The sequence below is a fragment of the Halobacterium sp. DL1 genome (assembly GCA_000230955.3).
Taxonomy (GTDB): Archaea; Halobacteriota; Halobacteria; order Halobacteriales; family Halobacteriaceae; genus Halobacterium.
This window is the reverse complement of record CP007061.1, coordinates 261089-283370: the sequence shown is the minus strand read 5'-3', so window position 1 is coordinate 283370 and position 22282 is coordinate 261089. Positions and strand designations below refer to the sequence as shown.

Sequence of the window (22282 nt, the reverse complement as noted above, 5' to 3'; positions counted from 1 at the left end):
GAACAAGTGTTCCAATTCATAAGTCGAGTGTCATAGATTCCGGGGAAGACGAGTAGTCTTTCGTGCACTAGCCACCCGCTGGGAGACATGCGCTCTATATTCAGCACGGACGCCCAGAACGATCACCGGCTGAGGATTTTAATGGAGCCATTTTCTCCTGATAATAGGTATATACGATGAGAGTGCCTAACGAGGTTGTTGAGAATTTCTGCGTAGCAAAGGTTGTGGCTGCGCGCGCAGCGTAGCGAGCACGGAGCGGAGGGTGGGGAGGTGGGGTCTGGGTCGGTCCGGCACGTAGCAAAAAAGAAGGCCGCGCACGCTGGCTACGCTTCCCACCACCGACCGCGCTCGGGGAAGTGGACCGTGGTCCAGCCGGTTAGAGCCACCGAGACGCGCCCATTGTACCAGTTCTTCGCCGCTCCGTGAATCCGCACGCGCTCGCCCTCTTCGATCCAGGGTTGGTCACTCGCAACCCATGACGTCACCTTCGTTTTCCCACTGTCGTCCGCGATTAGCCCGACTTGCGCGATGGCCGGCGAGTCCGCATCCCAGAGCACCTCGACTCGGCCCTCGATGCTCACCTCTTTGCGATTGACGTCCTCGAGCATCCCGATGGGGACCACCTGTCCCGGCGCCGTCTGCAACTCCTCGAACACCCCAATGACTGCACTCATCATGTCTTTCCCACCGACTACGGCTTCACCCAGCCGCCGACCAATCGCTGCTCGCGACCAGCCATCCAGCTTTTCGGCCAGCCGCATCGACTGCTTGTTCACCGCCGCTAACTGCTCCTGCGTGAGTTCTGCACGAGGATCGCCTCGCTCCGGGTCAGCCATCGGATTCACGCTCGCCGCCCGCTTCTGGAACTCTGCACGCCGCTCAGCGCTCCGCTTCGCTGCGATATCTCGCGTCCGCTTCTCCCGACCTTCTTGCGTCCCCAGCTCCGCCTGGGCACTGATGCGCTCCAGTTCAGCCTCTCGCGCCCGAATGCGCTCTTCTTGTTCGAGAGTCGCACCGTAGATCCGCTCTTCACTGGTGTCGACCATCCCGTCCGGGTGATTTGCATCGACCTTTGCCTGTACCTCCATCTGCACCGTTGCCTGGAACTCCGGCGTCTCATCGACGACCTCGAAGCCGTCTTCATCGACTGCCGCTTCGTCTGATTTTTCGAATGCCTGTTCATCGACCGAAACTACTTCACTGGGAACGTTCTTACTTGACATTGGAATTCTCCACAATTCCGAAGGCGCTCACTCGGCGTCTTCTTCCGACACCACGACTCTCCAGCCGTGGCTGTCCACAACGACCAACTCAACCATCTGCGCGCTCTCGCTCGCGCCTTCGTGAGCGCCCCCTGGGGCGCGAGCGAGAGCGCCAAAGGAAGGTCACCCAACCAGCACCGCGCGCCGACCCGCCCGGAGCAAGCGTCCAGCGGGATATGCCCGCTCGTGTCCGGCCCGATGCGCGGGACCGTGTCCAGGGCGACTGTCGTCGAGAACGCGCGCCGCCGTGTGGCGCGCGACAGCGCAGGCGGCACAAAGCGCTGGAACGCGAAAGCCCGCAAGGGGCGCAACCGACGGGGATACCCGCTGGCGTCGAGACCAGATTCATTTTAGCCCGGAACGGGCGCTCGCGGTGCGGAGAGCGCCCGCACGCCCGGAATGGTCGGTCGCGAGCGATGCGGAGGGCGGAAGCGGCGAGCGGGGCGTGCCGTAACAAAGAACCTGTTCAACCGGGCTCGACGCTCAGTGACACAGCCGCTCTCCTGGTGGACTCAGAAAGGGCGAGGTCGTCTCGGTCACCGGGAGACTCCGTCTCCCGAGCACACGGCGCGAAGCGCCGTGAACGTCCCCCGACCCCGCAAGCACCACAGGCACGAGGAGCGCAGCGTGGGTCGCGGGATGCCGAGCGGCCGAGGGCTTTCACTCTGTACGTTCCCGTCTCGACTGAGTCAGCCGAGTGTTGCAAAATACCGAAGTCATTTATATATCAGTTCGCTCGTATGCAACAGCATGCTCACAGAAGGCGAGGTTCGCGCCCTTACAGCCCTCCACGGTGAGCAGACGGTCTCTGAACTTGCAACGAATCTCGATCGGAGTCTCAGCTACACTTCCGAACTCGTCGAGCGGCTCGAAACGGCTGGCCTCGTCGAGACACGTCGACAGGGGAAAACAAAGCGGATTCGACTGTCGGACGCAAAGGCACTCGAGTTACTCACGGACCTCACCCAGCAGTATTCACACATCGACTGGCCGGAGCTGTTGTCAGGGGCTGCCCTCCGTGTCTGCTACTTCCTCGATACCCCGCGGACCGCGACCGAACTCGCAGGCTGCGCTGACGTCCACCGAAGTACCGTCCACCGTATGCTTGCCCCGCTTCAACATCGCGGAATCGTCTACCAAACTGACGACGGGGCGTACGCACTGAATGGCGGCTTCGAGCCGCTGAGCGTATTCGCCCGCGAGCTTGCCCATCACCTCCACCGCCAGACTGTTGAAGCACAGACCGACACGTACACCATTCTGTGGGAGTCCCTCGACGAGTTCCTTGTCCAGACGCCGACTGAACCCACTGAGGAACACTTCATTCCGACAGGGCCAGACCAGTTTCAGCGATACGGCCTCCCGCTGTTGGCACGTGACCGCAGACACTACCTCTATTCGGAGACGGCGGGCGACCTCTCCCCAGAGATGTTGTGCTGCCACATGCTCGTGATCGATTCGGGTGCACGAACGCAGTCATACTGCCTGCTCCTGCTCAGTCACGCCGACATCGACCGGGACGAGCTCCGAGCCCAAGCCACCAAGTACGGCGTCGACGACGTCGTCGACGACCTCTACACGTATCTCGACACCAGCGGTGACCAGCGGACGTCGCAACTCCCCGAGTGGGAGGACTTCCAGGAACTGGCTGACGAGTACGAGGTGACGCTATGAGGGCGCGATTCGACAGGGCATACATTCGCTCAGAACTCGAACGCATCGGCCAGCAGCTGGACAATCCACTCACCGTCTTCTTGATTGGCGGTGGGTCGATGGCGTTTCGCGGACTCAAGGAAACGACCAAAGATATCGACCTCATCGTCTCCTCCGGCGACGATCTGAGTCAGCTCCAGGCAGTGCTCCTCGAGTTGGGGTACGATATCGTCCGGGAACCGGACGAAGAGTACGAAGAGCTCGGTGCCCAGCGAATCCTCGAGAACGATGATGGGTGTCGCATCGACGTTTTCAACCAGCAGGTGATCGGCAAGCTGATTCTGTCTCCAGGAATCCGTAAGCGGAGCGAACGCTATCTCGATCCTGGGAATCTCGTGGTCGAACTCGTGAGTCCAGAAGATATCTTCCTGTTCAAAGCGGTTGCCGGTCGGGTGGGCGACATCGAGGATATGTTCTCGCTGATGCAGACCGGCCTCGAGTTCGACGTCGTCGAAGCCGAACTCGACACGCAGGTCGAACTATTGGATCAAGAATTGTTCGTGACGTACGTCAACGAAGCGTTGACCGATCTCACCGAGCAACACAACGTGACGACACCGTTGCACGACCCTGTCGCGGAGATCACCGAGCGGGTCTACGAGGAACTGGAGGTGTTGCACGCGCTTGACGAACCGAAATCGGTGACTGACCTGCACCAGGAACTTGACTGGTCTGTAGCGGACGTACAGGAGATTCTGCGACGTCTGGAACAGAAGGACGCCGTCGCGGTAACAGATGGGCGTGTAGAACGTCGCTCAACGACGATCTGACCATAAGGGGGAGGAAGTGAGGCTGTGACTACGCTGTGAGCAAGTCTACACAGCTCTGTTGAAACCTTCAGACCTTGGCAGGAAGGGCGTGACACATACAGGGCATGAGTTCAGCACCGTGAGTGCGTTCTATTCATGCGAATATCACTAAATAATCCGGTCGAATTTTGTTTCCCTTGCACCGTCTACAGAAGCTCAATCGCTGCTAGCAGCGCTTACACCGTCAGGCTCCGAAATACGGAGTAGCCCCGATACACCGAGTACATCCTCAATAATTTCATACACAATATCGATGTGCTCTCTGTTGCTAAGATCCGAATCCACAGCAACGAGAGTAGAGACAGAGTGCTGGCGAGATATCTCGACAGCATCGACGAGTATCTCGCAATCATGGCCAATGTCGAGGTCTCTCCGGAACCGACGTAACAACTGGTCGTTGCTCTGCTGCGGGAAACACCGGTCAATCAATTCATCTGGTAACTGAACCTGATACAGCTCAATATCCTGAAGGCAGCGACGCAGGGTAGCCAACTGCTCCCGCTTATCCATATTGTACCAACTCATCTGGATATCCTCCCGGAAATGACTCCGGTCGTTCGGACTGACGTGAATATCCCGGTCACGTGGATCGTAATCGAAAATCTCGTTATCAGAATCTCGGAGGTAGGCGACCACGTCATCGTAGAGGTTGTACCGACGGTCACAGAGCGCATCGAATTCGCCGTTGGCCTTCCCACCAATCACGGTATAGAACGACTCACCATCAATGAGTCGCTGACAGCCGCGATCCTCCTCGAGGTCGCTCGGAAGTTGTGAATAGACGTAATTCACCATCACCGATGTATCCAGGTTGAGTCGGGCAGCTTCGCTCATTCAGAACCCTCCAGAACCTCTCGTGCCATCTCGTGCAGATGCGCCATCTGTTCTCCGTCAACTCGCTGGGAGTGATGGCCAGCTCGCGGGTACAAATCCGCATCAGCACATCGCTCACTCAGTCGATTCCGTCGCGAGAGTAGGTCTTCGTGGAAACTCGTAAACCGGTCTGCGTGCTCCTCAACCAAGTGGTGTCGATTCGGACCCTCTGCAGTTTGCGTCGAGATGTACAACGCCGGATACCGCCAGACATCATAGTAGAAGTACGGAGCGAGATCCTGTAACACAGTTTCTTGCTCGCTTGATATTGACTCGAGGGTCGTGAGCTGCGCAAACACCTGCTCAATAACATCTGTTCCACGAGTGACTAAGTCCACTATCTCGGACAGATCGTCGATTTCCGCAAGCTCGAGATGGAGGTCAGAGATGAGCAATCGGAACTCTTGCTCGTCTGATTCAGACAGCAACCCTCCCTGTGAGCCTCCGCCGAAATCCGACAGCGAATGGTTCGTTGTTTCCTGTTCAATCGTCTCATCCAGGGTTTCGAGGTACTCCCGGATGTCCGTAGACGTGAGATAGAGATCGGTGTACTCCTCGGGAGCGCATTCCTGGTAGAAGTCGCGGAGAAAGTCGAATTTCCCGGTATACCAAACTTCCCGCAGGTCGTAATCGTCGAAAAAAACCTCGGATGCGAAGTAGTCCCGATACTGTTGCACTTCCTCGGTTTCACCGTGATCGCGTCGAACCCCACCTGTGTTGGTGGTCATCCGTCCCGGGGCGTTGTCGGGCTCGCCGGCAACCTTCGTGTAGGCGCCAGCAAGGTACCAGCTATAGGTGACCGGGAGGTCGAACTCCTTAATCGCGAAGTAGCACAGCTTCTCTTGCTCCGTTCGCGTAATGTTTCGACCAGGATCGTCGAACACGTCCTCTACTGCGAGCTCAATACCGCGTAGAAGCGCGTCTGCATAGGGTTCCTCCTCACTATAGGGGTTGTTCGTGCCTGGTGTGGGAGGAGTCATGATTAGGATATTCCCGCTATGGTGCCGATAGGTTTTGTGATACTGCTTCGGCAGTTTGACACCTGCCGGTGAGTGCTGTTCTCACTATCGTATTCCACAGGGATGGTCAAAGATGGTGGCCTCGGACTGAAAGTGAAGTTCGACAGGCATCTTTTGTCTCTACCGATTTGAACAGCCCTATCACGACCTTCGTCGTTGACCGCTTCGCGCCCTGATTCAGAACGGCCCAACAAATTATCCGCGACTGAGTATTTCAACAGAGCCCTCTTCATCCCTTTCCGACCGACTACGACTCTGTATCAAGGCTCACTAACGAGATGGTCGCCTAGGTCCCGCGTCCAGTACGTCGCGGGCCCCCCGGGGCTACATCTCGCACACAGCTGTAGTGGGCCTTCCAGGTGGCCGAGTTCGATACGGAGCCGTGTGAGGGCTGCAAGCGCATCGACGACGAGGCCACAGCTATCGCAGGCGTGGTGGTCACGATCGTCGGGATCGGGATTCGACTGGATCGCGCAGTCGACGCAGATCGGGTGTGTGACTCGTTCGTCTTTTCCCCAGGTGTGCGCCTCGCCGACCTCGGCGCCGGGCGGGGCGTCGCAGAAGGCACAGCCAGCAAGCGTCTGTTGCATCACTGTCCTCCTTCGCCGGCGTCGCGAGCGGCGGTCCAGCCTCGATGGAAGACCGCCAGTTGGAGAATCGAGTCGAATGCTTCGTCGCTTGGCTCGTGGACGAGAACGCGTTCGTTGGGGATGGGAGTGACGACGATGAACTGTGTCCGCTTCACGCCCGCCACACTCGTCGAGACGAACTCGGCACCGACCTCTTCGTGAGTGAGTTCGACGAGTGCGCACTCGACAAATGAGACGACCCCAGTTGGACTTCTGCCGTGAGGGAGCGTCAGTTCGAGAGCTGCCCACGGTTCTTCGCTCGGGTGCTCAGTATACTCGCCATTGAATCGTGATCGGTGTTGCTCGTGTTCGGAAGACATGGTTGTTGAGTGGGTGCCTATGATAGCTGCCTCGCCCCTCTCGGGGGCGACAAACTCCACCGCGGATCGCATCGTCAGCCAATGAGTGAATCCTGATATATCGGTTAAAGACACTCGTCGTTTGATGGCCCCTCTGCCGGAGAGAGCCAGCGGCGTTTGCACCTGTGTACCCTAGCCTTCCTTTGGATGGTTTTGGAGGTGCAGAGTGAACTGAAACAGGCTTAGATTTGGTAAGAGTTCCGTCGGGCTGTTCTCAGTCGTTACTAATGTCCTCGACGAGTTCAAAGATCGGTAATTGGATAGAATTGTGTTCGACGGGGTAGTGAAAACCTCGAAATCCACTGTCTGAGGGTAACGTGGTAGTTGATATTGATAAACCGTTGCTGACAATGAGCGTTCGAAACAGTGTCGATATTCGTGTATTCTCCTCCGATTTTAACCAAAATCAGTAGTTCAGGGTCTAAAAACTGCGCGACGGAGGTCTCTAATGTCACCAGTTGAGCTATCTGGATTGACTCTAATTTAATGTGGGAATTCGGACACAGTCCGATATAGATACCGTCCGTAAGTATATCTCCAAGAGAAGAAATCCATGTTCGCGACCTATAGTTTCTTTCCGGTGATCTCTTTGTTCTTCGAATCTCCTGATGTGAACGGTGAATTGCCAGTGTGACTTCGACCGATGTTTTGACCAGTTGAACCCAGACTCAGGTATCCATTCACTTTGCCGAGGATTTGTTTCGCGGTCACGGAAACTAGCCTCACTCTTACATCGGCCGCTTTCTTTGCCTGTTCAACTAGGTCTATTCTGTAATTTCCTTTGTCGGCATGAGCAACGGTGAAATTATTACTATCTACTTTTGCCCTAACAGTTTCTCCTTCCTGAAGGGTGGGGTAATCGATTAGCTCTGCCCGTACTGGGGGACCTACATCAAGGACTCTAAGTCGAGATTTTAATTCTCCAACTAAGCTTGGTGGTGAGAACTGGACCGGGACACCATCGATAGTAACTTGCGATGTCCCACGATCGACACGACAGTCAATTATCTCTCCGACATCTGGTAGTCCGTGATACTCAGTAATCTGTCCGATGAACGGAAGGCCTCCTTCAACGATTTCTAGAGATACTTTCCCATTGATTTCAGATTGTGATTCCAGTTCAATTGGAACGCCGTCAATAATCACGAAATCCTGTCCCTGACGCATTGTTACCATTTTGGAGGTCCCTACGTCAGGAAGACCGTGGTATTCGGTGATTCGGCCAGCACGCGGCACCTCACCGCCAGTCACTTCGATTGTTGCTTCTCCCGTGACCTCCGATTTAGACACTAATTGGATTGGGATTCCATCGAGAAATACAGTCTTTTGGCTACGTTCTACCGGAAGCCGATGGTAAGTGCCTACCTCCGGCACATTCTGGTACTCGGTAACTTTTCCAGTAACAGAATCTTCTACTTCCGTAAGCTCAACCGTCGCTGTTGTGGAAGCAGCTGACGGTTCATTCAAAGCTACGGATTCTACTCCGATAGCCTCATCCCATGAAGGAATGGCCTCACTTATCCCTCGGTTGACCATCATTTCGTATCGATCACCGATTTGAAGCTGGCACACCGTTTCCTCCAGATCACATTCGGTACCTTGGGTTGAATATCCAGTCACACGAGCGACTCCAGGGCCACCCGCTGTAGGTTCCCTGTCCAGCCTGCACCCAAATGGTGCAAGATTATCGTCAATAAACTCAGCAATCGAAGATCCACGTGTAAGTTGAACATCAACGCGGTCGTTGACATTAACACCTGGGTCAAGTATTGATACCACATCTGCATAGGCAGTTGAGTTAGAAATCTGAAAAATCTGAACCTGTAAGGCAGCACCTAGATTGCGATGAGATATGGGGTAAACGCAGTTGATATTGGCTGCTGCAGAGACGTCTGCAACAAGCGTATCCCTTGATGTGATGGTGTCGATTGTTACAGAGAGTTCATCGCCAGGGAGAACCAAACGCTGTCCCTGGGGTGAAACTTTCTCTGCTCGGATTTTCCCGTTCGATATGGTCGTGACCTCCGCGATGAAAGAATTAGTGAGAGCGCCGTCCTCGTGATGCGTTACAGAAATGGTTTTAGCTTCAGGCCAACGTGACGCATTCACTTTGACTTGCCCTTTCGAAATCTGAATGGGTTCTGCTAGAAATAGATTGCCGACATCGAGGAATTCAGATCCTGTCATACCCTGCTCACTCCAACTCGTCACAGTGTAAAAAGAGTCGCCCCGACGAAATATTGGCACCTCGTGTGTCACGGAGAGACTAGCCAGCGCCTTGCGGGAAGGACTGCATGATCAATTTCGTCCCCTGATTTTATACACTGAGAACTTCAATACAGGCTTCGTCAGTCCTAACTCCTGATGATTCCCCCAGAAGGATTAGAATTCTTCCCCCGTAGAGCCGTCTTTATCCAATTGGTCATACATCTCATCCGGGAATGGAAGGCTCCCCCAGATCGAGTAGGGGCACTGCTCCTGACCGATGCAGTACCGCTGTATATCGTCGTTGTCGCAGTTCATCGGAAGCGGGGTGTCGCCCCAAATCGTATTCGAGAACTCGTAGCGAATCTGGTAATCGGTGACCTGCTCGTCGTACCAAGGCCATCGCGAGAAGACGTCCTTGAGGTCTGTGACAATCGTTTCGAGTTCACTATCCTGGTACTGGGGAAGCCACATCACCATCCGGGCGAAGTTGTACAGGTCCTTTCGGACTGGCTTTTTCTCGTGGAGGCGTTCGGCCATATTCGCCATACAGGGGAGTTCGAATAGGTCTTCGATTGCCTCGACGTCGAGGGGCTGGACGCCACGCGAAGACTCCTGAATCCGGTAGTGGTTCGTATTTCCGTGCTGTCGGATAGTGAGATTCCGGTGATCGCGTTGAGATGCAAGGAGATTCCCGAGACTTCGAGGACTTGAGATGCGATTACACACGTCTCGCTTCCAGCCCGCTTCTGGATCGTACGCCTCCACTGCTTCAAACAGCTCCTTCGCCGAGTGGAACTCCCCTAGTGAGACGACCTCGTCTGGAGCGTCTCGAATCGCGTCCCGGAGCACACGGATGGTCCGTTCACCGGGGTTCCAATCTCTCCAGATTCGTTCGTGGTGTCCCGTCTCGATGAAGCGATCGATACGCTCTGTGATGGCCGACTCATTCGTCGTTAGCCACGTCAGCTGGTCTTCAGAGAGGTTCTCCTCCTGGACCCGCAGGAGCTTCTTGAACGCACGTCTGGCGTACTCGCGATACTTCGTGTCGAAATCACCGACGGGCACATAGAGGCAGTTGTTCTTGACGCGAGTGAGCAGTTCCCCGGCTTCTCCGGTCTCAGTATCGGCGTGAACGAGGCACTTCCTCGATGCTGCGGCCATCGGGATTTCGAGATACAATCCGTCACCGAACTCGGGCATCTCTTTGATCCCCGTACAAACGCGACCGGGGTGTGGTCCGTCCTCTCCAGGGTCTTTCGCGTACAGCACCTCTGCGATATCCTGTTGGAGACTCCCGTCACCGAATTCTCGAAGGAGAGAGGCGAGATTGTTGACGTAGAGCTCGCGAATATCGTAGAGGACCTGCACCGTTCGCGGTGGGGCGTGCTCGAACTTCGGGTGCGCCTTGACGCAGACTGCGCTCAACGTCGCGAGAACGGCGAGTGTTCCAGGTTCGTCGACGAAGGGTTCCTCTGCGGCGTTGGCCCTGACGTCTTCTTTGAACGCCGCCGTCCCGAATCGCTCGAGATCGTTCAACAAATCTTCCGGTTGGTCTTCATCGTCGACGATATAGCGGTTGTAGCCGCGCGTGAACAGCTGATTGATGCGTGCCGTGCCGTATTCGAGTGGGAGCGTCGCAACGCGATAGGCGGTACTCTCGTCCTCGACAGGCGTCGACCGGGTCATCGCTTGAGCACCTCCGGTGTCGCAGACTGAACGTCGAAGGTCGGACTCTCAATTGGCGTGACGATGCTACAGACATCAGCGTGCAACGAGTACGGGAGTCGGGCGACTCGACGACGGTCGGCGGTAACCACTGGGTCGATGGGGATCTCGTAGGTATCCTGCAGAAGGTCGTTCAGCACTTCTCGACTCTTGGCATCGTACCGATGATCGGGGTCTGTATCGAGGAGGTAGACGTGAACGCCCTGACCGCTGTACACCACCATCGTCTCTTCGGCGTTGAAGTCGTCCTCGAAAATATCTCGCACCTCGAAGCCGTACTCGATGGCCCGTTCGATATCCTCAAAGGCATACGGATACCCCTCGGGAGCGGCGTCGAGGATTCCTGCGGCGTTGAGGAGCGCATCGTCGTCCCGGTCGGCGACGCCCTCCAAGACCGTTTCCGCTGCTCGGTTCCTGGCGATATCTTTCGCGTCGATGTCGACGAGGAGGACCCACGGCCGTTCCCAGTGATCAAGGGCGTAATAGACTGCATCAGGACACGGGTCTGGTTTGTCAAGCAGGTCGGGATCTGCGAGCGCAAAGTTACTCCGACCGAGTGGATCATTCCGTGCTGGATGCCGGATGAACTCGAGGATGTCGTCGAACTCCTGAAACGCTGCAGTGGTCTGCTCACCAGCGGTGTTCGTCTGCCACGTATCTCGCCGAATGAAGTCCTTGTCTGGGATTCCGTCTTTCCGTACCGGGTGGGGTTCCCGAAACGCGAGTGCGTACTGTTTCGGCCCCTTCGCTGTGATGAACGACGGAAGTTCGTCACGGTATGAGGGAAACTCCTCGGTGTAGTACCGGTAGATCTCTTCGCGAGTCGCTTGTCGCCAACTCATGAATTGAACTCCTGGTCGAGTTTATTGAAGCTCCGAATCGTCGTCAGCCCAGCTGCATCGAACGATTCAACGGCCTCTCGAATGTCCGAGAACGACCGGGCTGCACGCCCATTCACACTGCTCTCAATTCGATCAGCCTCAGAGAGACAGTCCAGCACTTCGACGGCTGTCTCGCGTCTGTTGAACGCCCAGACAGCGTTCGCATCCACCGCACTCTGCTTGTCGTAGTCGTCGACCGGCGCGTGTTTGTTATTACTCGCGAGTTCAGCTTCACCGACCCACACGAGATCCCCGTCAGCATCGAGACCGACAACATCGAACACCGTCTCCTGATCGTACTCATAGTAGGATTCGACCTTTGCGACGTCGTCGCGGGAGTCTAACCACAGTTCGAGCAGCTTCACACCAACCTTGTGCGGCGTCTTCTCGCCGACATCTCCCTGACCAGGGCCGACCTTGAGCTTCTGACCGAGGAGTTCTCGCCCTGCCGGGAGTACGGTGTAGTACTTCCGACCGCACGCTCGTCCTTCCTCCAGCAGGTCTTGCTCGACGAGCCGGTGCACGTCCAGGTCGTCAAAGTCGTTCTTGAACGCACTCATTGAATCCAAGAGTCCATGATTCGGTGCGTCACGATTCATTACGTCGAGGATGCGGGTCAGGAAGCGGATGTCGTCGTGAGTAAGCCCGCGCCGTCGAAGCTCGTCATCTGGGACGGTTACTCCACCAGCCTGTACTGGTGACAATCCGTTCTCGTTGACAGCTGTCTCCTCTTCTTCACCGACTAGCTCTTCTGACTCAGGATCTCCAAAGAGCGGGTTGGTGGTGTCCCTGTCTTCCCCTTCGTTTCCTTCGTTTTCTTCGTCGGCTGCTGAATCACTGGTTGCCTGTCCGATGAACGACGACTGTGTCGTGTCCACAGAGCTAGCCGATTCTGTGGATGTCGACTGTTCATCCGTCGGTCTGCTTCCCCATCCCTCGTTCTCTCCGGCCGCTGATTCGCTAGTGGTCTCAGCAAGCCCGTACTGGGTCTGTGTACGCTCGGACAGTCGGGGGAGGGCCACGGTCTCGAAGTGGTCCTCCTGTTCGACAGAGAGCGGCTCGTCGCTTTCTGGATGCCCCGACGCTATCGGGAGGGGCTTCACCGAGAACGGGGCTGGACCCGTCTCCCCGAATGACGGGCTCGGGAGTTGTGCGATCCATTCCCCGCTGGGGAGCGTGTTGATCCGATTCCGAAGGTCAGTCGGACTCAAGTCTTCGTGGGCCAGTGACTCGGCGAGGTCGCGCTCGATGGAGATGTTCCCGATGAGCTTCGTCTTGATGTTGTTGAGGACCTCGTTGTAGGCGCGCTCGCTTCGATTCCTGACTTGCTCGGGAAACTGCATCACCAGTCCCATGCTCAGGCCAAAGGACCGACCTTGGGGAAGCAGCTGCTCGGAAACGAGTTTCGTTGAGGCGACGGGAGCTGCCTCCTCGATGATGAGGTTGGTGAGGTTCTCGTAGTCTGTCTTCCCATCACGTCGACGCACCTGCACCGCGTCCCAGAGGTTACTCAACAGGAGAAGTGTGATTGCTCGCTGTGCCTCCGGACGGAGATCACCCAGGTCGAACAGGATCGTGGCATCTTCGTCGAGGAACTCGCGGAAGTCGAATCGGTTGTCGGTGTATTCGCCGTCATCGCCCTGTTCCGGAACGTGGCTAAAGATACGCCGCAGGTGCGCGTCTTCTCTGAGTTTGTCGAGACGGTTTCCGACGGCGTCCATCGACACCTGGAATCGACGGTCATCCTTCTCGAAGTGGCGCGTCAGCGACTCCTCGACATTTTGGTTCTCAGCAGCGACCGGAGGGACTGTCCGCTCGCGTTGCATCTGGAGTGCAGCCGCAAAGAGCTCATCGAGGCCGAAGGCGTCACTACCGTATTCCTCGTCGAAGAGCGCCTTGATTAGGTAGCTGAGGATCTCGTTCGCGACGAATGCCTGTCCGTACTGTTCGCGGCCCATGACCATCCGCATGATGTCGTGGAAGTGGTCGACCTTGTCCTGAATCGCGTCTTCACGGTTCCGTCCGGCCTTGAGCGCAGGCCGGATGTCGAAGAAGGAGAACGCAGGAACTGTCTCTGGGACGCGGAACTGGTAGACGTCGTCCACCCCGTTGAAGCGCTCGTAGTGGCAGCGAAGGTAATTCGCGCACATGCCGTCGCCTTTCGGATCGACGATCACGACGGGTCCGCCGGTCGTTTCCCGGAGGGATAGCGCGTCGTTGATGATCGCCTTCGATTTCCCGCCGCCGGTCGAGGCGAACCGGCCGTAGTGCGTCGTTAGGAGATTCGGTGGAATCCGAATCGGGTCCGGTTGGGGAGATCCGTTCTCATCGAGTGCATACCCGATCGCCATTCCCTCTTGGAACTGTTGAACCAGGTCTGGATTGGGCCACGGAAGTGGGTTCCGGCTTTGCTGTTCAGCGCGGGTGCCGCGTGTTCCCTCTACTGTGAGTTGCTCGGAGGATGGGACGAGCACAAAGTTCGCGAGTTCCGCCCCGCTGAGGACGAAATCCGGTCGGGTCTTGCCTCGGCCCGCCGTAATCTCTCGGTCAAGTAACTGCTGGAGGGCTGTCTGAGCATTCTTCTCCTTCGTCTTTTCTCGAAAGCCGCCAGCACGGAGTCGTTCTCCCTCGACTTCGTAATAGGGGCCGTCGATCGGGTCGAACACGGGACGAAGCGAGTTCATCTGGGCCGCGAGGTCGTCGCGGGCTTCGTCACAGGTCGGAACGCCGACTGCTCTGATGTTGGCAGTGAATGACCGCTTGGGATTCTTCGCGTCGATATACTCGATACGCTTGGCGACTGACTCGCTGAGCTGTTTCTCGTCGTGATTGGCCCGCTGATCTTCGACCTCGAGGAAGGAGCCAACGATCTCCTGGAAGAAGGTGTCCCGTCCGTCGACAAGATCTTCTTTTCTGATCTCGGCGTCGGACTGCCAGCTTGTCCGTCGCTGGAACACAACCTGAAACGCTACTGGTGACGCCGCCTCCATCAGGTGGTCGACGAGTGACGCGAGAGTCGCACCGGGCTGGTCGATAGCAGCCAATCCGTCGTCTTCGTCCCCGAATGCGAAGGGCGTCAACGACGTCATCCAGTCTTTCTTTCTGGTGGCTGAACCAGACCAGCGGACGCCGACTGGCGAGACGGCGTCGACGGTGGGCCGAGCGAGTATCGTTCCCTCGGCCATCTCGGTTGGCTTTTCGAGTGTCGTCAGTGGCTCCTCGTCCGGAACTGCATTTGGAGATCCAAGCTCAAGCGCCGTCTCCCCAATCTCGACGAAGTGGCCATGGGACGAGTCGACTGTGGCGCCACCATCTGCAAGGGAGGATGCTTCGGTCGTTGGTGTCTGGTCTTGGTCACGCTCCTCGCTGCCAAGCTCGTGCTGCTCGTCGGTACTAAATTCGTACTGTAGCTGCCCTGCTTCGTAGTATTCAATGAACTCTGCTGGTGTGAATTCGACTGGCTGAATGAGCCGTGAAGCGACGTCGACGTCGACGCGTTCGATGTCGAACGTCTCGGGATAGATCGAACGAAGGCGTTTTTCGAGTGTGTCGAGATGCTCGTCGGCGCCGTAGAAGAATTCGACAGGATCGTCCGCTCCCTCAGATAGTGCAAGAAACTCGAACCGGAGCGGTGTCTTACTGTGGAGTGGGTTCAGCTTCTGCGCGAGTCCAGTTGACTCCGCCGTCGTCAGTTTGTGCAGGCTTTCAAGGACTCGAGGGATTCCCTCGGGATCGAGGCCTTCTGATGTTGGCGTGACTCGGAGATACTCACGCATTGTCTGCCCCCTCCATCGAACCGCCGTCAGGTTTTGCAGAGACGGCTTCCGTCTCTTTCGACTCTTCGTTCGACGCTTGCTGTTCCAGCTCCTCACGGAACTCCTGTATGTCGGTATCGACAGCCTGCTCGCCAGCGCCGGGGAGCGAGGAACGCCGCCGCTCGGTGGGGTCGAAGTCGATGACTTGCTTCTCCTTGGGCATCGCCTCAACCTTGATGCCGCGCCACTCACCGTCGACGCCGACGAGCGCCTCGGAGAACCCAGCGTCCTCGTTGCCGGGAACCGCGTCCTGCACGTAACGCATCTGGGCGTAGTTCAGACCGAACTCGTTGGCCCATTGGTCGTCCATCCCGTCCAGCCGATGGAACTGCTTGACGGCACACTGGTCGAGGATGGCTTCGGACTCGGCGTGCTCGAAGAACTCGTCGACGGTCTGGGTGACGAGCCGGATCGAGAGGTCATGGTGGCGGTGATGGCGAAACACCGTTTCGAGGAACGCCAGACTCGCAGCGTCCTGCATGATATAGCGCGCTTCGTCGATGACGAACACGACCTCCTTGTCCGTCTCTTTCGCCCGCTCGTACACGAGTGAGATGAGCAACTGCATCGTCAGCGCTGTACTGCTGTCGACACTGCCCTCCTGTTGTGCAAGATCGAGGTAGATGACCTTCTCGTTGCGAATATCGAATTCTGAGGACTTCCCAAGATTGGCGTGGCGACCCTCCTCCTCGAAGGGGCGAAGCTGGTCCAGAAGCCACGTCGCGTCCTCGCGAATCTTCCCGGATTCTTCGTCGGAACGAACGACGAACTCCTCGGGGTCGTCGACCATGTCCTCGAAGACGTCCATCATATCCCGGATGGTCGGGCTGGGGTTACTGTGCGTCGAGATATCGTCGGTGATGTCGTTGCGCTTGTAGGCGCGCTTGAGGCCGAGCTCGAGTGTCGTCCTCCGGTCGCCAAGCGAGATACCCCGCAGTGCGAAGAAGTTCGTCAGGAAGCTCATCGCGTCGTCGAGCTTCTCGTTGAACGGGCTCGCGTCCTCACCCATTGCCCGCTGGACGTGCTCGGGTGTCTGGCGAATCTCCAAGGGATTCAGACCGAGGGTCCCACCGACGGTGATACGTTTCGCACCGAGTGCTTCAGAGACGCCTGCCCAGTTGTTGAGTGGTTCGAGGATGATGCCGATGCGGTCCTTGCTCTGCTCGATCGAGCGGATGAAGTTCTGTTTCGAGCCGAACGATTTCCCAGACCCAGTATCGCCGACGGTGAACATCGCATATCCGTTGTCACGGGCGAACGGGTCGATGACGACCGGGCTCTGGTTGTCCTTGTGGATACCGAACTCGACCCCGCCCTCTTCGAGGATAGTCGCGTTATGGGGTGACGAGAGCAGTGCGCCAACGGCTCCTCCGAGAGAGATAGATTCGCGGCCGAACACGTTGTCTCCGATGGGAGCGGCCGACTGCAGCGCGAGGTCCTGCCGACAGATAGCGGTCTTTGGCGTGAGGTTTGCCGGGTCGTCGCGAAGGGCGCTCTTGACCTTCTGAACCGAGTCCCTGAGGTCGTCCTTGTTGTCGGCACGAACCGTGACGAACATCCCCTGGTCGAAGACGTTTGCGCCGCTCTCGACAGCCTTGTACGTCGCAGCGGCCTCGTTTGCTCGCTCCTGGAGGTACGCACTGCGGACACTCTGTTCTAGATCGGCGTCGACCTGAAGGTCGTCAGCGATGTCTTGCAGTTCGTTCCGCGCTCGCTGCTGATTCTTCGGCGTGATGTGCGCTGTGAGGTCGAATTCGACGTCGGTCAGCTCGAAAAGGTCGCTCAGATAGCCATCGTTCGGGTAGTCGGCGTAGTCAGCGATGTAGAGCGTCGTCGTCCACTGCTCGCCAACGCGTGCGGCTCGTGTCTCCCACTCGATGGCTGCTGGCGCAGTCACCGTCTTGTGAGACTCGGAAATGTCGTCGAGGAGCTGGCCTTCTGCGTGACCCTCTTCGAGTGTCTCCTCGTCGAGGACGTCTGAGAAATCGACTTCTGGTTCGTCGTCGGCAGTGTGACGGGTCCAGAGGAGTTTACCGACGATTCCGAGGGCCACAACCAACAGGAAGTAAACCGCTACGCCTTCGGGTGACGTTGGATTCAGTAGCCACTCTGTAAGCTGGGCGAGAGGCCCGCCGCTCGCTTGGAGAGCGACGTTACGCATTGGTCTCATCCTCCCGGCGTGAGTGGCCGATGATCGGTTGCTCGCGAATGACGCGGTCTGCTTCGTCGTAGTCGTGCTCTCGTCCATTCCAGAAGTCCATATTCAGAACGAACAGTTCGACCGTACTGAGCCGGCGAGCAGACCAGCCAGACGCCTGCTGGATGAACTCAGCGCGAACGTCGTTGACGCGGCTGTCGAGCTTCTCGAACATCTGAGCGCGACGTTCGACATCGGTGAGGTCCTCACGTCGCGTCACGAAGGGATTGAACAGGAACCCGATGACGGGGAACTTGGTCAGTTTCTCCGCAGGTGTGCCTTCGTCTCGGTATCTGTCGTAGACTTCGAGCGGAGTAACCTCGACGCCAAGGTAGTACCGCATCTGTTGGATGCCTCGGTCACGCATCTCTCTGGGGCGTGTTTCTCGATATTCCTCGAGGAGTTCCCGGAAAATCGGATTCTCCGTGACGTCTTCGTCGGTAAGCCGTTCTTCGATAGTCTCTGTGATTTGCTCGACCGGGAATGAACGGGTCGTTGCGTGGAATTTGAGCTTCGAGTCGAGTTCCTTGTTGGCGAAGTCTTCACCCGCGTTCTGAAGCTGGGCCCAGTCGTTGGACATCCCGAAGTCCATGTTCCCCGGGTCGATCTCGATGAAAGCCTCCATCGTGCCGTCCGTCCGTTGGATCGCGCCAGCACCGGGCCACGCCCGCTTGATGTTCGTCAGATCCTGCGTTCGCTCGTCCGGTTTGAATGGCGTGTAGTTTGCGAGCCCGCCCTTGTTTCGCTCTGTCTCGTTCGTGGTACTGTTGGCTGCTTCTGGGGCACTGAATGTGACTCGCGGACGCTTGGCGTATCGATAGACGTCCTTCGTCCATGTCCACGCGTTCAGGTGGTCGGGAGAGACGTAGATGACCGCAACACCGAACCCGAGCCCGCCAGCCACGAACGGGAGGGCAAGCGATTCGACTCCGGTGAGACTCGCGATGAAGAGCCCGATGATCGGGAAGGCGATGAGCACGCCGACGTCCCCTTCTTCGATGTTGAGGTAAGGGATGCGACTCTCCTCGCCAAACTGGTTCATGATACGCCGTGCTGCCGCGTCTGGATCTGTAGACATTAGTGAATACCTCGATCGTACTCCATTCCGCGTTTGTCACTCGATGCGTCTGCAGTGGCCCCACCGGGGTCATTCTCGGTTCGACGGTACGATGGGGCTCCATCCTCAGTTCCGTGTCCGCCTCGAGCAGCAGCTTTCTGTGCGATGGCTTGGCCAGCTGCTGCTTTCGGTCCCCACCGTGCTGCTGTCGTCGCCACACCCGCGCCGCCAACGTAGGCGCCAGCCGCGACACCGCCGATGAGAGCAGCACTTTTCGTTGCACCTCCGACAACCCTGGCTGTCAGCGGAGTCGCGTACTTGAACGTCTTCCAAGTGATGTATAGCGCAACCAGAGGGAGTGAGGCAGCGACCAGGAACTTGAGGAATGCAGTCTGTGGTGTGAGGGTTCCGCCGCTGTATATCAGATCATATCCTTTGAACACTATCGCGGCTGGCAGCGGAAGGACGGCAAGGGGGACAAACCGCCTACAGAATCCCATCGCAATATCAGACACAACGGGGATATTTCCATATCCGATAGCAATCGCAATCGGCATTCCGTAGAGATATACGTAGAGGAGAATCTCACGGATGTAAAACAGAGCCTCCAATGCCCACATCGAGATACCTCCGATTAGCGCAAATAACAGCGATAACCCCGGGTTGGTCAGTGTTACACTGAGGAACCCCAACATAGCATTTCGAAGCGAAGCCATACCGGGCATCAGAGCAATTGAGAAACCATCGACAATGTAGAGCGAAAGGACACCGACCCAATACCAGACGATTATCAGAAACGCACCAACCCACGCGGTTTTCTTGGTCTTCCTCGCCTCGTATGCGCTGCCGATGTTGAATATTTGAATGGTGTGACGTCCTTGTACGCTCATTACGAGTAGAAGCAACGCGATGAGCATTATCTCGCCACCGACGAGTGCATCTTGAATCGCTGACCAGGGCGCATTCGTCGGCTCCCCGAAAACGAATGGTCCGTTTGTCTGAGGGGTAGGAGTCCCGAACATCTCCTCGGTGAGAGTATTGTATCCTGTTGTTAGACCATCCATGAAAAGGCCGACAACCCAGTCAACGACGTCTTTGAACCCCTCCAACACAACGTCGATGAGGTCAACCATGGTCAAGCCTCACTGATCGTGATTTCGCAGTTTTGCATCTCGTCAGCGCCGGTGTATTCTACGTTGTACGTCTTCGTGACTTGCTGACCTGCAACTCGAGTCTCTAGTATGATGGTGAACTGTCCACTATTGCCGTCAGTCGAACAGCCCATTCCCTCGCCCCCGATTTCTGAACCAAACGGGAACGAGTCGCTGAAGAGGTCGGCTGTCTCACCTGCCGAAACTACGACGCTCTCTTTCTCGTAGATTCCACTTCCACGGGGGTCTTCGACAGGGTTAGGGACGTCTCCAGAAAATCGCATCTCGACGACCGTATCCGGTCCACTTCCGGAGTTCTGAACGGTAACAAATGCCTCTCCGTTCTTCTTCGAATCAGTTTTGCTCTCACCGTAGACCTCGTCCCACGGCTTGTCAGGATTATTTCGGTAGAGTCCAACGTCCTGAATCTGAATCTCCGGTACGATATCCGTCGTACTCTCTGTGACCGTCTCCTCGCCTTTCAGTGCGACTACCCGATACTCACCAGGCTCGTATGCGGTTCCAATCTCGAACGAGACCCGTTGGGCCCCTGCGGCCACGTCACGGGTTCCGAAAAGCTCTCCGTTCGGCTGGATGAGGTTGACCTGATCGACATCAGCTTCAGCGGAGAGTTCGACAACAAGTGTGGTCCCTTCGACAGCGACTCGTTGCAGTTGGCCTTGCCCGTCTGGAGAGCCAGTTCCGTCACCGGGCGTGCCAGAGTCTCCATCGGTGTTCAGACAGCCTGCAACGCTTACAAGCGCTGCACCTGCGGCTGTTCGGAGGACGTTTCGTCTGCTGATGGTTGGGTTGTTTCGTATCATGGATCTCGTTGGAAGAGGTCTTCTGGACCGAGCATTCGGAGGAGACGATGTCCAGCGTAGAACATCACGAAGAAGGGGATGAACTGCCAGAAAATCTCGAATAGGAACGCGAACCAGCCGTCGATGGTTCCGAGTGGATGCCAACGGGCAGTCGCCGTATCACTCACGTAGGCTGGGTTATGCCCAAGCCACGAGCCTGGGTGATATCGAGCTGTGTAGATCCCAGGATCGTCGACGGTTACAATGGCTACCCCGGACGCATTGGTCTCGACTTGCTGGTCGGCGATGGTGATGTATCCATTGCGGGCGGTTCCCCCAATCGGATACCAGCGACTGCTGTCGTCGAGGATGATAGGTGCGCCAGTTTCGTTATCACGGAGCTCAATTCGGAGCGTGGCCTGTGACTGATTCTGTCGAAGAACCTCCGCCGTAAGGTTACTACGACGGAGCTGTCGTTCAGAACCCGCGGCAGGCTCGACGATCGACGCGTTGACTCCTCGAACGATACCTGCAACGTGGAGGGCTTCCCGATCGATAGCCTCAGCTCGAACGGCGACACCATACGTCGTCGTGTAGGACTGATTTATGACCTCGATGTTGACGTTCTTGCCGATGGTTCCCACCGGAGAGGGTCGGTCAGTCCCCCACGTGTCGACAATCTCCGGGCCGTCCCGAACAGGTTCTGCCCGCGGTCCAATCCGGGAGGGATACGCGTGGACGAACACGGGGATCGCGTCGGACTCTACTTCGGTACTAGCGGTACGGTTGGACCGCACAAGCGCGTCCCAATTGGTGTCTCGGGCAGTGTAGAATCGCCAGACACCACGAACTCTCGCGTCACCGTCCTCAGTAAGCGTGTACCCCTGCCAGGGACGGGACTGGAAGATGGCAACGCCGGAATCCTCGTTCGGATATTCGGCGTAATAGGGGTACGCGGAGAGGTCGTAGACCTCAACGTCAATTGAGTCCGAGACGTTTCGCGTCTCCTCACGGTAGACGACATCAACATTGGTCCCGTTGACAACGTCGGTCCTGATCGTCTTCTTCAGCCGGACGTGAATCTCTGCTTCGAGGGAGAGGGTTGCGCTCCAATCGTCGTCGATCTGGTAGTCGATAGCCGGCGTGTGCGACCCATCGGTCCTCGCGATGGTCTCCCCGTCCTTTTGCAACCGAATTTCCTCGATCTCGTGATCCGTGAGCGACCACTGGATAGTCCTGTTCCCCGAAGAGCTCCCGTTTGGGATACGAACGCGGTAATCGACGAACCCACGCATCGTGCCATTCGGGGCGATGTACAGTGGCGTTTCACCGGATTCGAGGTGGCCCCGAGTTGACGGCTGAACTGCGAACACTGTTGCGTGAGCGTCCTCGATGAATACACCGTCCTCAAGGGACGCGTGGGGTGGATGGACGGACGTATCCGACCCACCGACTTCGAGGTCCGTGAAATCGTTTCGAGTCCACGTCGCGGCTGTCTCGGGCGGGCGTTTGAACGTAATATCCGTCCCGTTCGCAAGCTGGTGGATTGACGTCCGCTCGTCACCGTAGCGCTGGCGGTACTCCTCTTGACTGATGTAATTGTCCGCATCGCGAGACCAGAGTGTCGCTGACTCGTTCTCAGTGAGTCCGTTATCTTCCGTACCTGGTCGCGGCGGATTCGCCGAGACGATACCCGTGACTAGGCTAGTCACGCAGAGGGCTGCGATGAGTACGGTTAGTTCGCGTTGTTGTAGGGGTCTCACGATGAGAGGGGAGTAAAC

The 22282-nt window shown here is 57.1% G+C and carries 15 protein-coding genes; 3 read left to right on the top strand and 12 right to left on the bottom strand.

Annotated elements, in window-relative coordinates:
* Positions 1-323 precede the first annotated feature (323 nt).
* Positions 324-1223: a DNA-binding protein gene (locus HALDL1_01310; protein ID AHG05634.1), complete on the bottom strand. Its 900-nt coding sequence runs from the start codon at positions 1221-1223 to the stop codon at positions 324-326.
* Positions 1224-2012: 789 nt separating this feature from the next.
* Here HALDL1_01310 and HALDL1_01305 point away from each other — a divergent pair.
* Both HALDL1_01305 and HALDL1_01300 read left to right on the top strand, forming a co-directional pair.
* Complete coding sequence (locus tag HALDL1_01305; GenBank protein AHG05633.1) at positions 2013-2936, top strand: regulatory protein IclR; 924 nt, start codon at positions 2013-2015, stop codon at positions 2934-2936.
* Positions 2933-3745: a hypothetical protein gene (locus tag HALDL1_01300; protein AHG05632.1), complete on the top strand. Its 813-nt coding sequence runs from the start codon at positions 2933-2935 to the stop codon at positions 3743-3745. Before HALDL1_01305 ends, HALDL1_01300 begins: the two co-directional genes overlap by 4 nt.
* Positions 3746-3940: 195 nt before the next feature.
* Here HALDL1_01300 and HALDL1_01295 read toward each other — a convergent pair whose 3' ends face one another.
* The gene (locus HALDL1_01295; protein AHG05722.1) at positions 3941-4618 is read right to left on the bottom strand and encodes a hypothetical protein; all 678 of its coding nucleotides are present in this window, start codon (positions 4616-4618) and stop codon (positions 3941-3943) included.
* Complete coding sequence (locus HALDL1_01290; protein AHG05721.1) at positions 4615-5541, bottom strand: hypothetical protein; 927 nt, start codon at positions 5539-5541, stop codon at positions 4615-4617. The genes HALDL1_01295 and HALDL1_01290 overlap by 4 nt, the downstream gene beginning before the upstream one ends.
* Before the next feature lie 769 nt (positions 5542-6310).
* Here HALDL1_01290 and HALDL1_01285 point away from each other — a divergent pair.
* On the top strand, positions 6311-6499 hold the full coding sequence (locus tag HALDL1_01285) for a hypothetical protein (GenBank protein ID AHG05720.1): 189 nt from the start codon (positions 6311-6313) through the stop codon (positions 6497-6499).
* 1781 nt (positions 6500-8280) lie between these two features.
* On the opposite strand, the gene HALDL1_01280 is transcribed toward HALDL1_01285, so the two are convergent.
* The 9 genes from HALDL1_01280 to HALDL1_01240 form a co-directional block, all read right to left on the bottom strand.
* Entirely contained in the window at positions 8281-8451 is a 171-nt protein-coding gene (locus tag HALDL1_01280) for a hypothetical protein (protein AHG05719.1), read from the bottom strand.
* A gap of 595 nt (positions 8452-9046) precedes the next feature.
* A complete protein-coding gene (locus HALDL1_01275; GenBank protein AHG05631.1) occupies positions 9047-10558 on the bottom strand; it encodes a hypothetical protein in 1512 nt (503 codons plus the stop codon).
* On the bottom strand, positions 10555-11439 hold the full coding sequence (locus tag HALDL1_01270) for a DNA primase (GenBank protein AHG05630.1): 885 nt from the start codon (positions 11437-11439) through the stop codon (positions 10555-10557). Before HALDL1_01270 ends, HALDL1_01275 begins: the two co-directional genes overlap by 4 nt.
* Positions 11436-15254, bottom strand: a complete 3819-nt coding sequence (locus tag HALDL1_01265) for a conjugal transfer protein (GenBank protein ID AHG05629.1) — start codon at positions 15252-15254, stop codon at positions 11436-11438. The genes HALDL1_01270 and HALDL1_01265 overlap by 4 nt, the downstream gene beginning before the upstream one ends.
* Complete coding sequence (locus tag HALDL1_01260; protein ID AHG05628.1) at positions 15247-17454, bottom strand: transferase; 2208 nt, start codon at positions 17452-17454, stop codon at positions 15247-15249. Before HALDL1_01260 ends, HALDL1_01265 begins: the two co-directional genes overlap by 8 nt.
* Positions 17447-18568 carry a hypothetical protein gene (locus tag HALDL1_01255; protein ID AHG05627.1) on the bottom strand — a complete coding sequence of 374 codons (1122 nt, stop codon included), beginning with the start codon at positions 18566-18568 and terminating at the stop codon, positions 17447-17449. The genes HALDL1_01260 and HALDL1_01255 overlap by 8 nt, the downstream gene beginning before the upstream one ends.
* Positions 18568-19680, bottom strand: coding sequence for a hypothetical protein (locus HALDL1_01250; protein AHG05626.1), 1113 nt, complete (start codon positions 19678-19680; stop codon positions 18568-18570). Before HALDL1_01250 ends, HALDL1_01255 begins: the two co-directional genes overlap by 1 nt.
* Positions 19681-19682: 2 nt before the next feature.
* On the bottom strand, positions 19683-20522 hold the full coding sequence (locus HALDL1_01245; GenBank protein AHG05625.1) for a hypothetical protein: 840 nt from the start codon (positions 20520-20522) through the stop codon (positions 19683-19685).
* Complete coding sequence (locus tag HALDL1_01240; protein AHG05624.1) at positions 20519-22264, bottom strand: hypothetical protein; 1746 nt, start codon at positions 22262-22264, stop codon at positions 20519-20521. The genes HALDL1_01245 and HALDL1_01240 overlap by 4 nt, the downstream gene beginning before the upstream one ends.
* Positions 22265-22282 lie beyond the last annotated feature (18 nt).

Coding starts and splice junctions, on each gene's coding strand:
- HALDL1_01310 (AHG05634.1), bottom strand. CDS start 1,223: ATGTCAAGTAAGAACGTTCCCAGTGAAGTAGTTTCGGTCGATGAACAG.
- HALDL1_01305 (AHG05633.1), top strand. CDS start 2,013: ATGCTCACAGAAGGCGAGGTTCGCGCCCTTACAGCCCTCCACGGTGAG.
- HALDL1_01300 (AHG05632.1), top strand. CDS start 2,933: ATGAGGGCGCGATTCGACAGGGCATACATTCGCTCAGAACTCGAACGC.
- HALDL1_01295 (AHG05722.1), bottom strand. CDS start 4,618: ATGAGCGAAGCTGCCCGACTCAACCTGGATACATCGGTGATGGTGAAT.
- HALDL1_01285 (AHG05720.1), top strand. CDS start 6,311: ATGGAAGACCGCCAGTTGGAGAATCGAGTCGAATGCTTCGTCGCTTGG.
- HALDL1_01280 (AHG05719.1), bottom strand. CDS start 8,451: ATGCAGATGTGGTATCAATACTTGACCCAGGTGTTAATGTCAACGACC.
- HALDL1_01275 (AHG05631.1), bottom strand. CDS start 10,558: ATGACCCGGTCGACGCCTGTCGAGGACGAGAGTACCGCCTATCGCGTT.
- HALDL1_01270 (AHG05630.1), bottom strand. CDS start 11,439: ATGAGTTGGCGACAAGCGACTCGCGAAGAGATCTACCGGTACTACACC.
- HALDL1_01265 (AHG05629.1), bottom strand. CDS start 15,254: ATGCGTGAGTATCTCCGAGTCACGCCAACATCAGAAGGCCTCGATCCC.
- HALDL1_01260 (AHG05628.1), bottom strand. CDS start 17,454: ATGCGTAACGTCGCTCTCCAAGCGAGCGGCGGGCCTCTCGCCCAGCTT.
- HALDL1_01255 (AHG05627.1), bottom strand. CDS start 18,568: ATGTCTACAGATCCAGACGCGGCAGCACGGCGTATCATGAACCAGTTT.
- HALDL1_01250 (AHG05626.1), bottom strand. CDS start 19,680: ATGGTTGACCTCATCGACGTTGTGTTGGAGGGGTTCAAAGACGTCGTT.
- HALDL1_01245 (AHG05625.1), bottom strand. CDS start 20,522: ATGATACGAAACAACCCAACCATCAGCAGACGAAACGTCCTCCGAACA.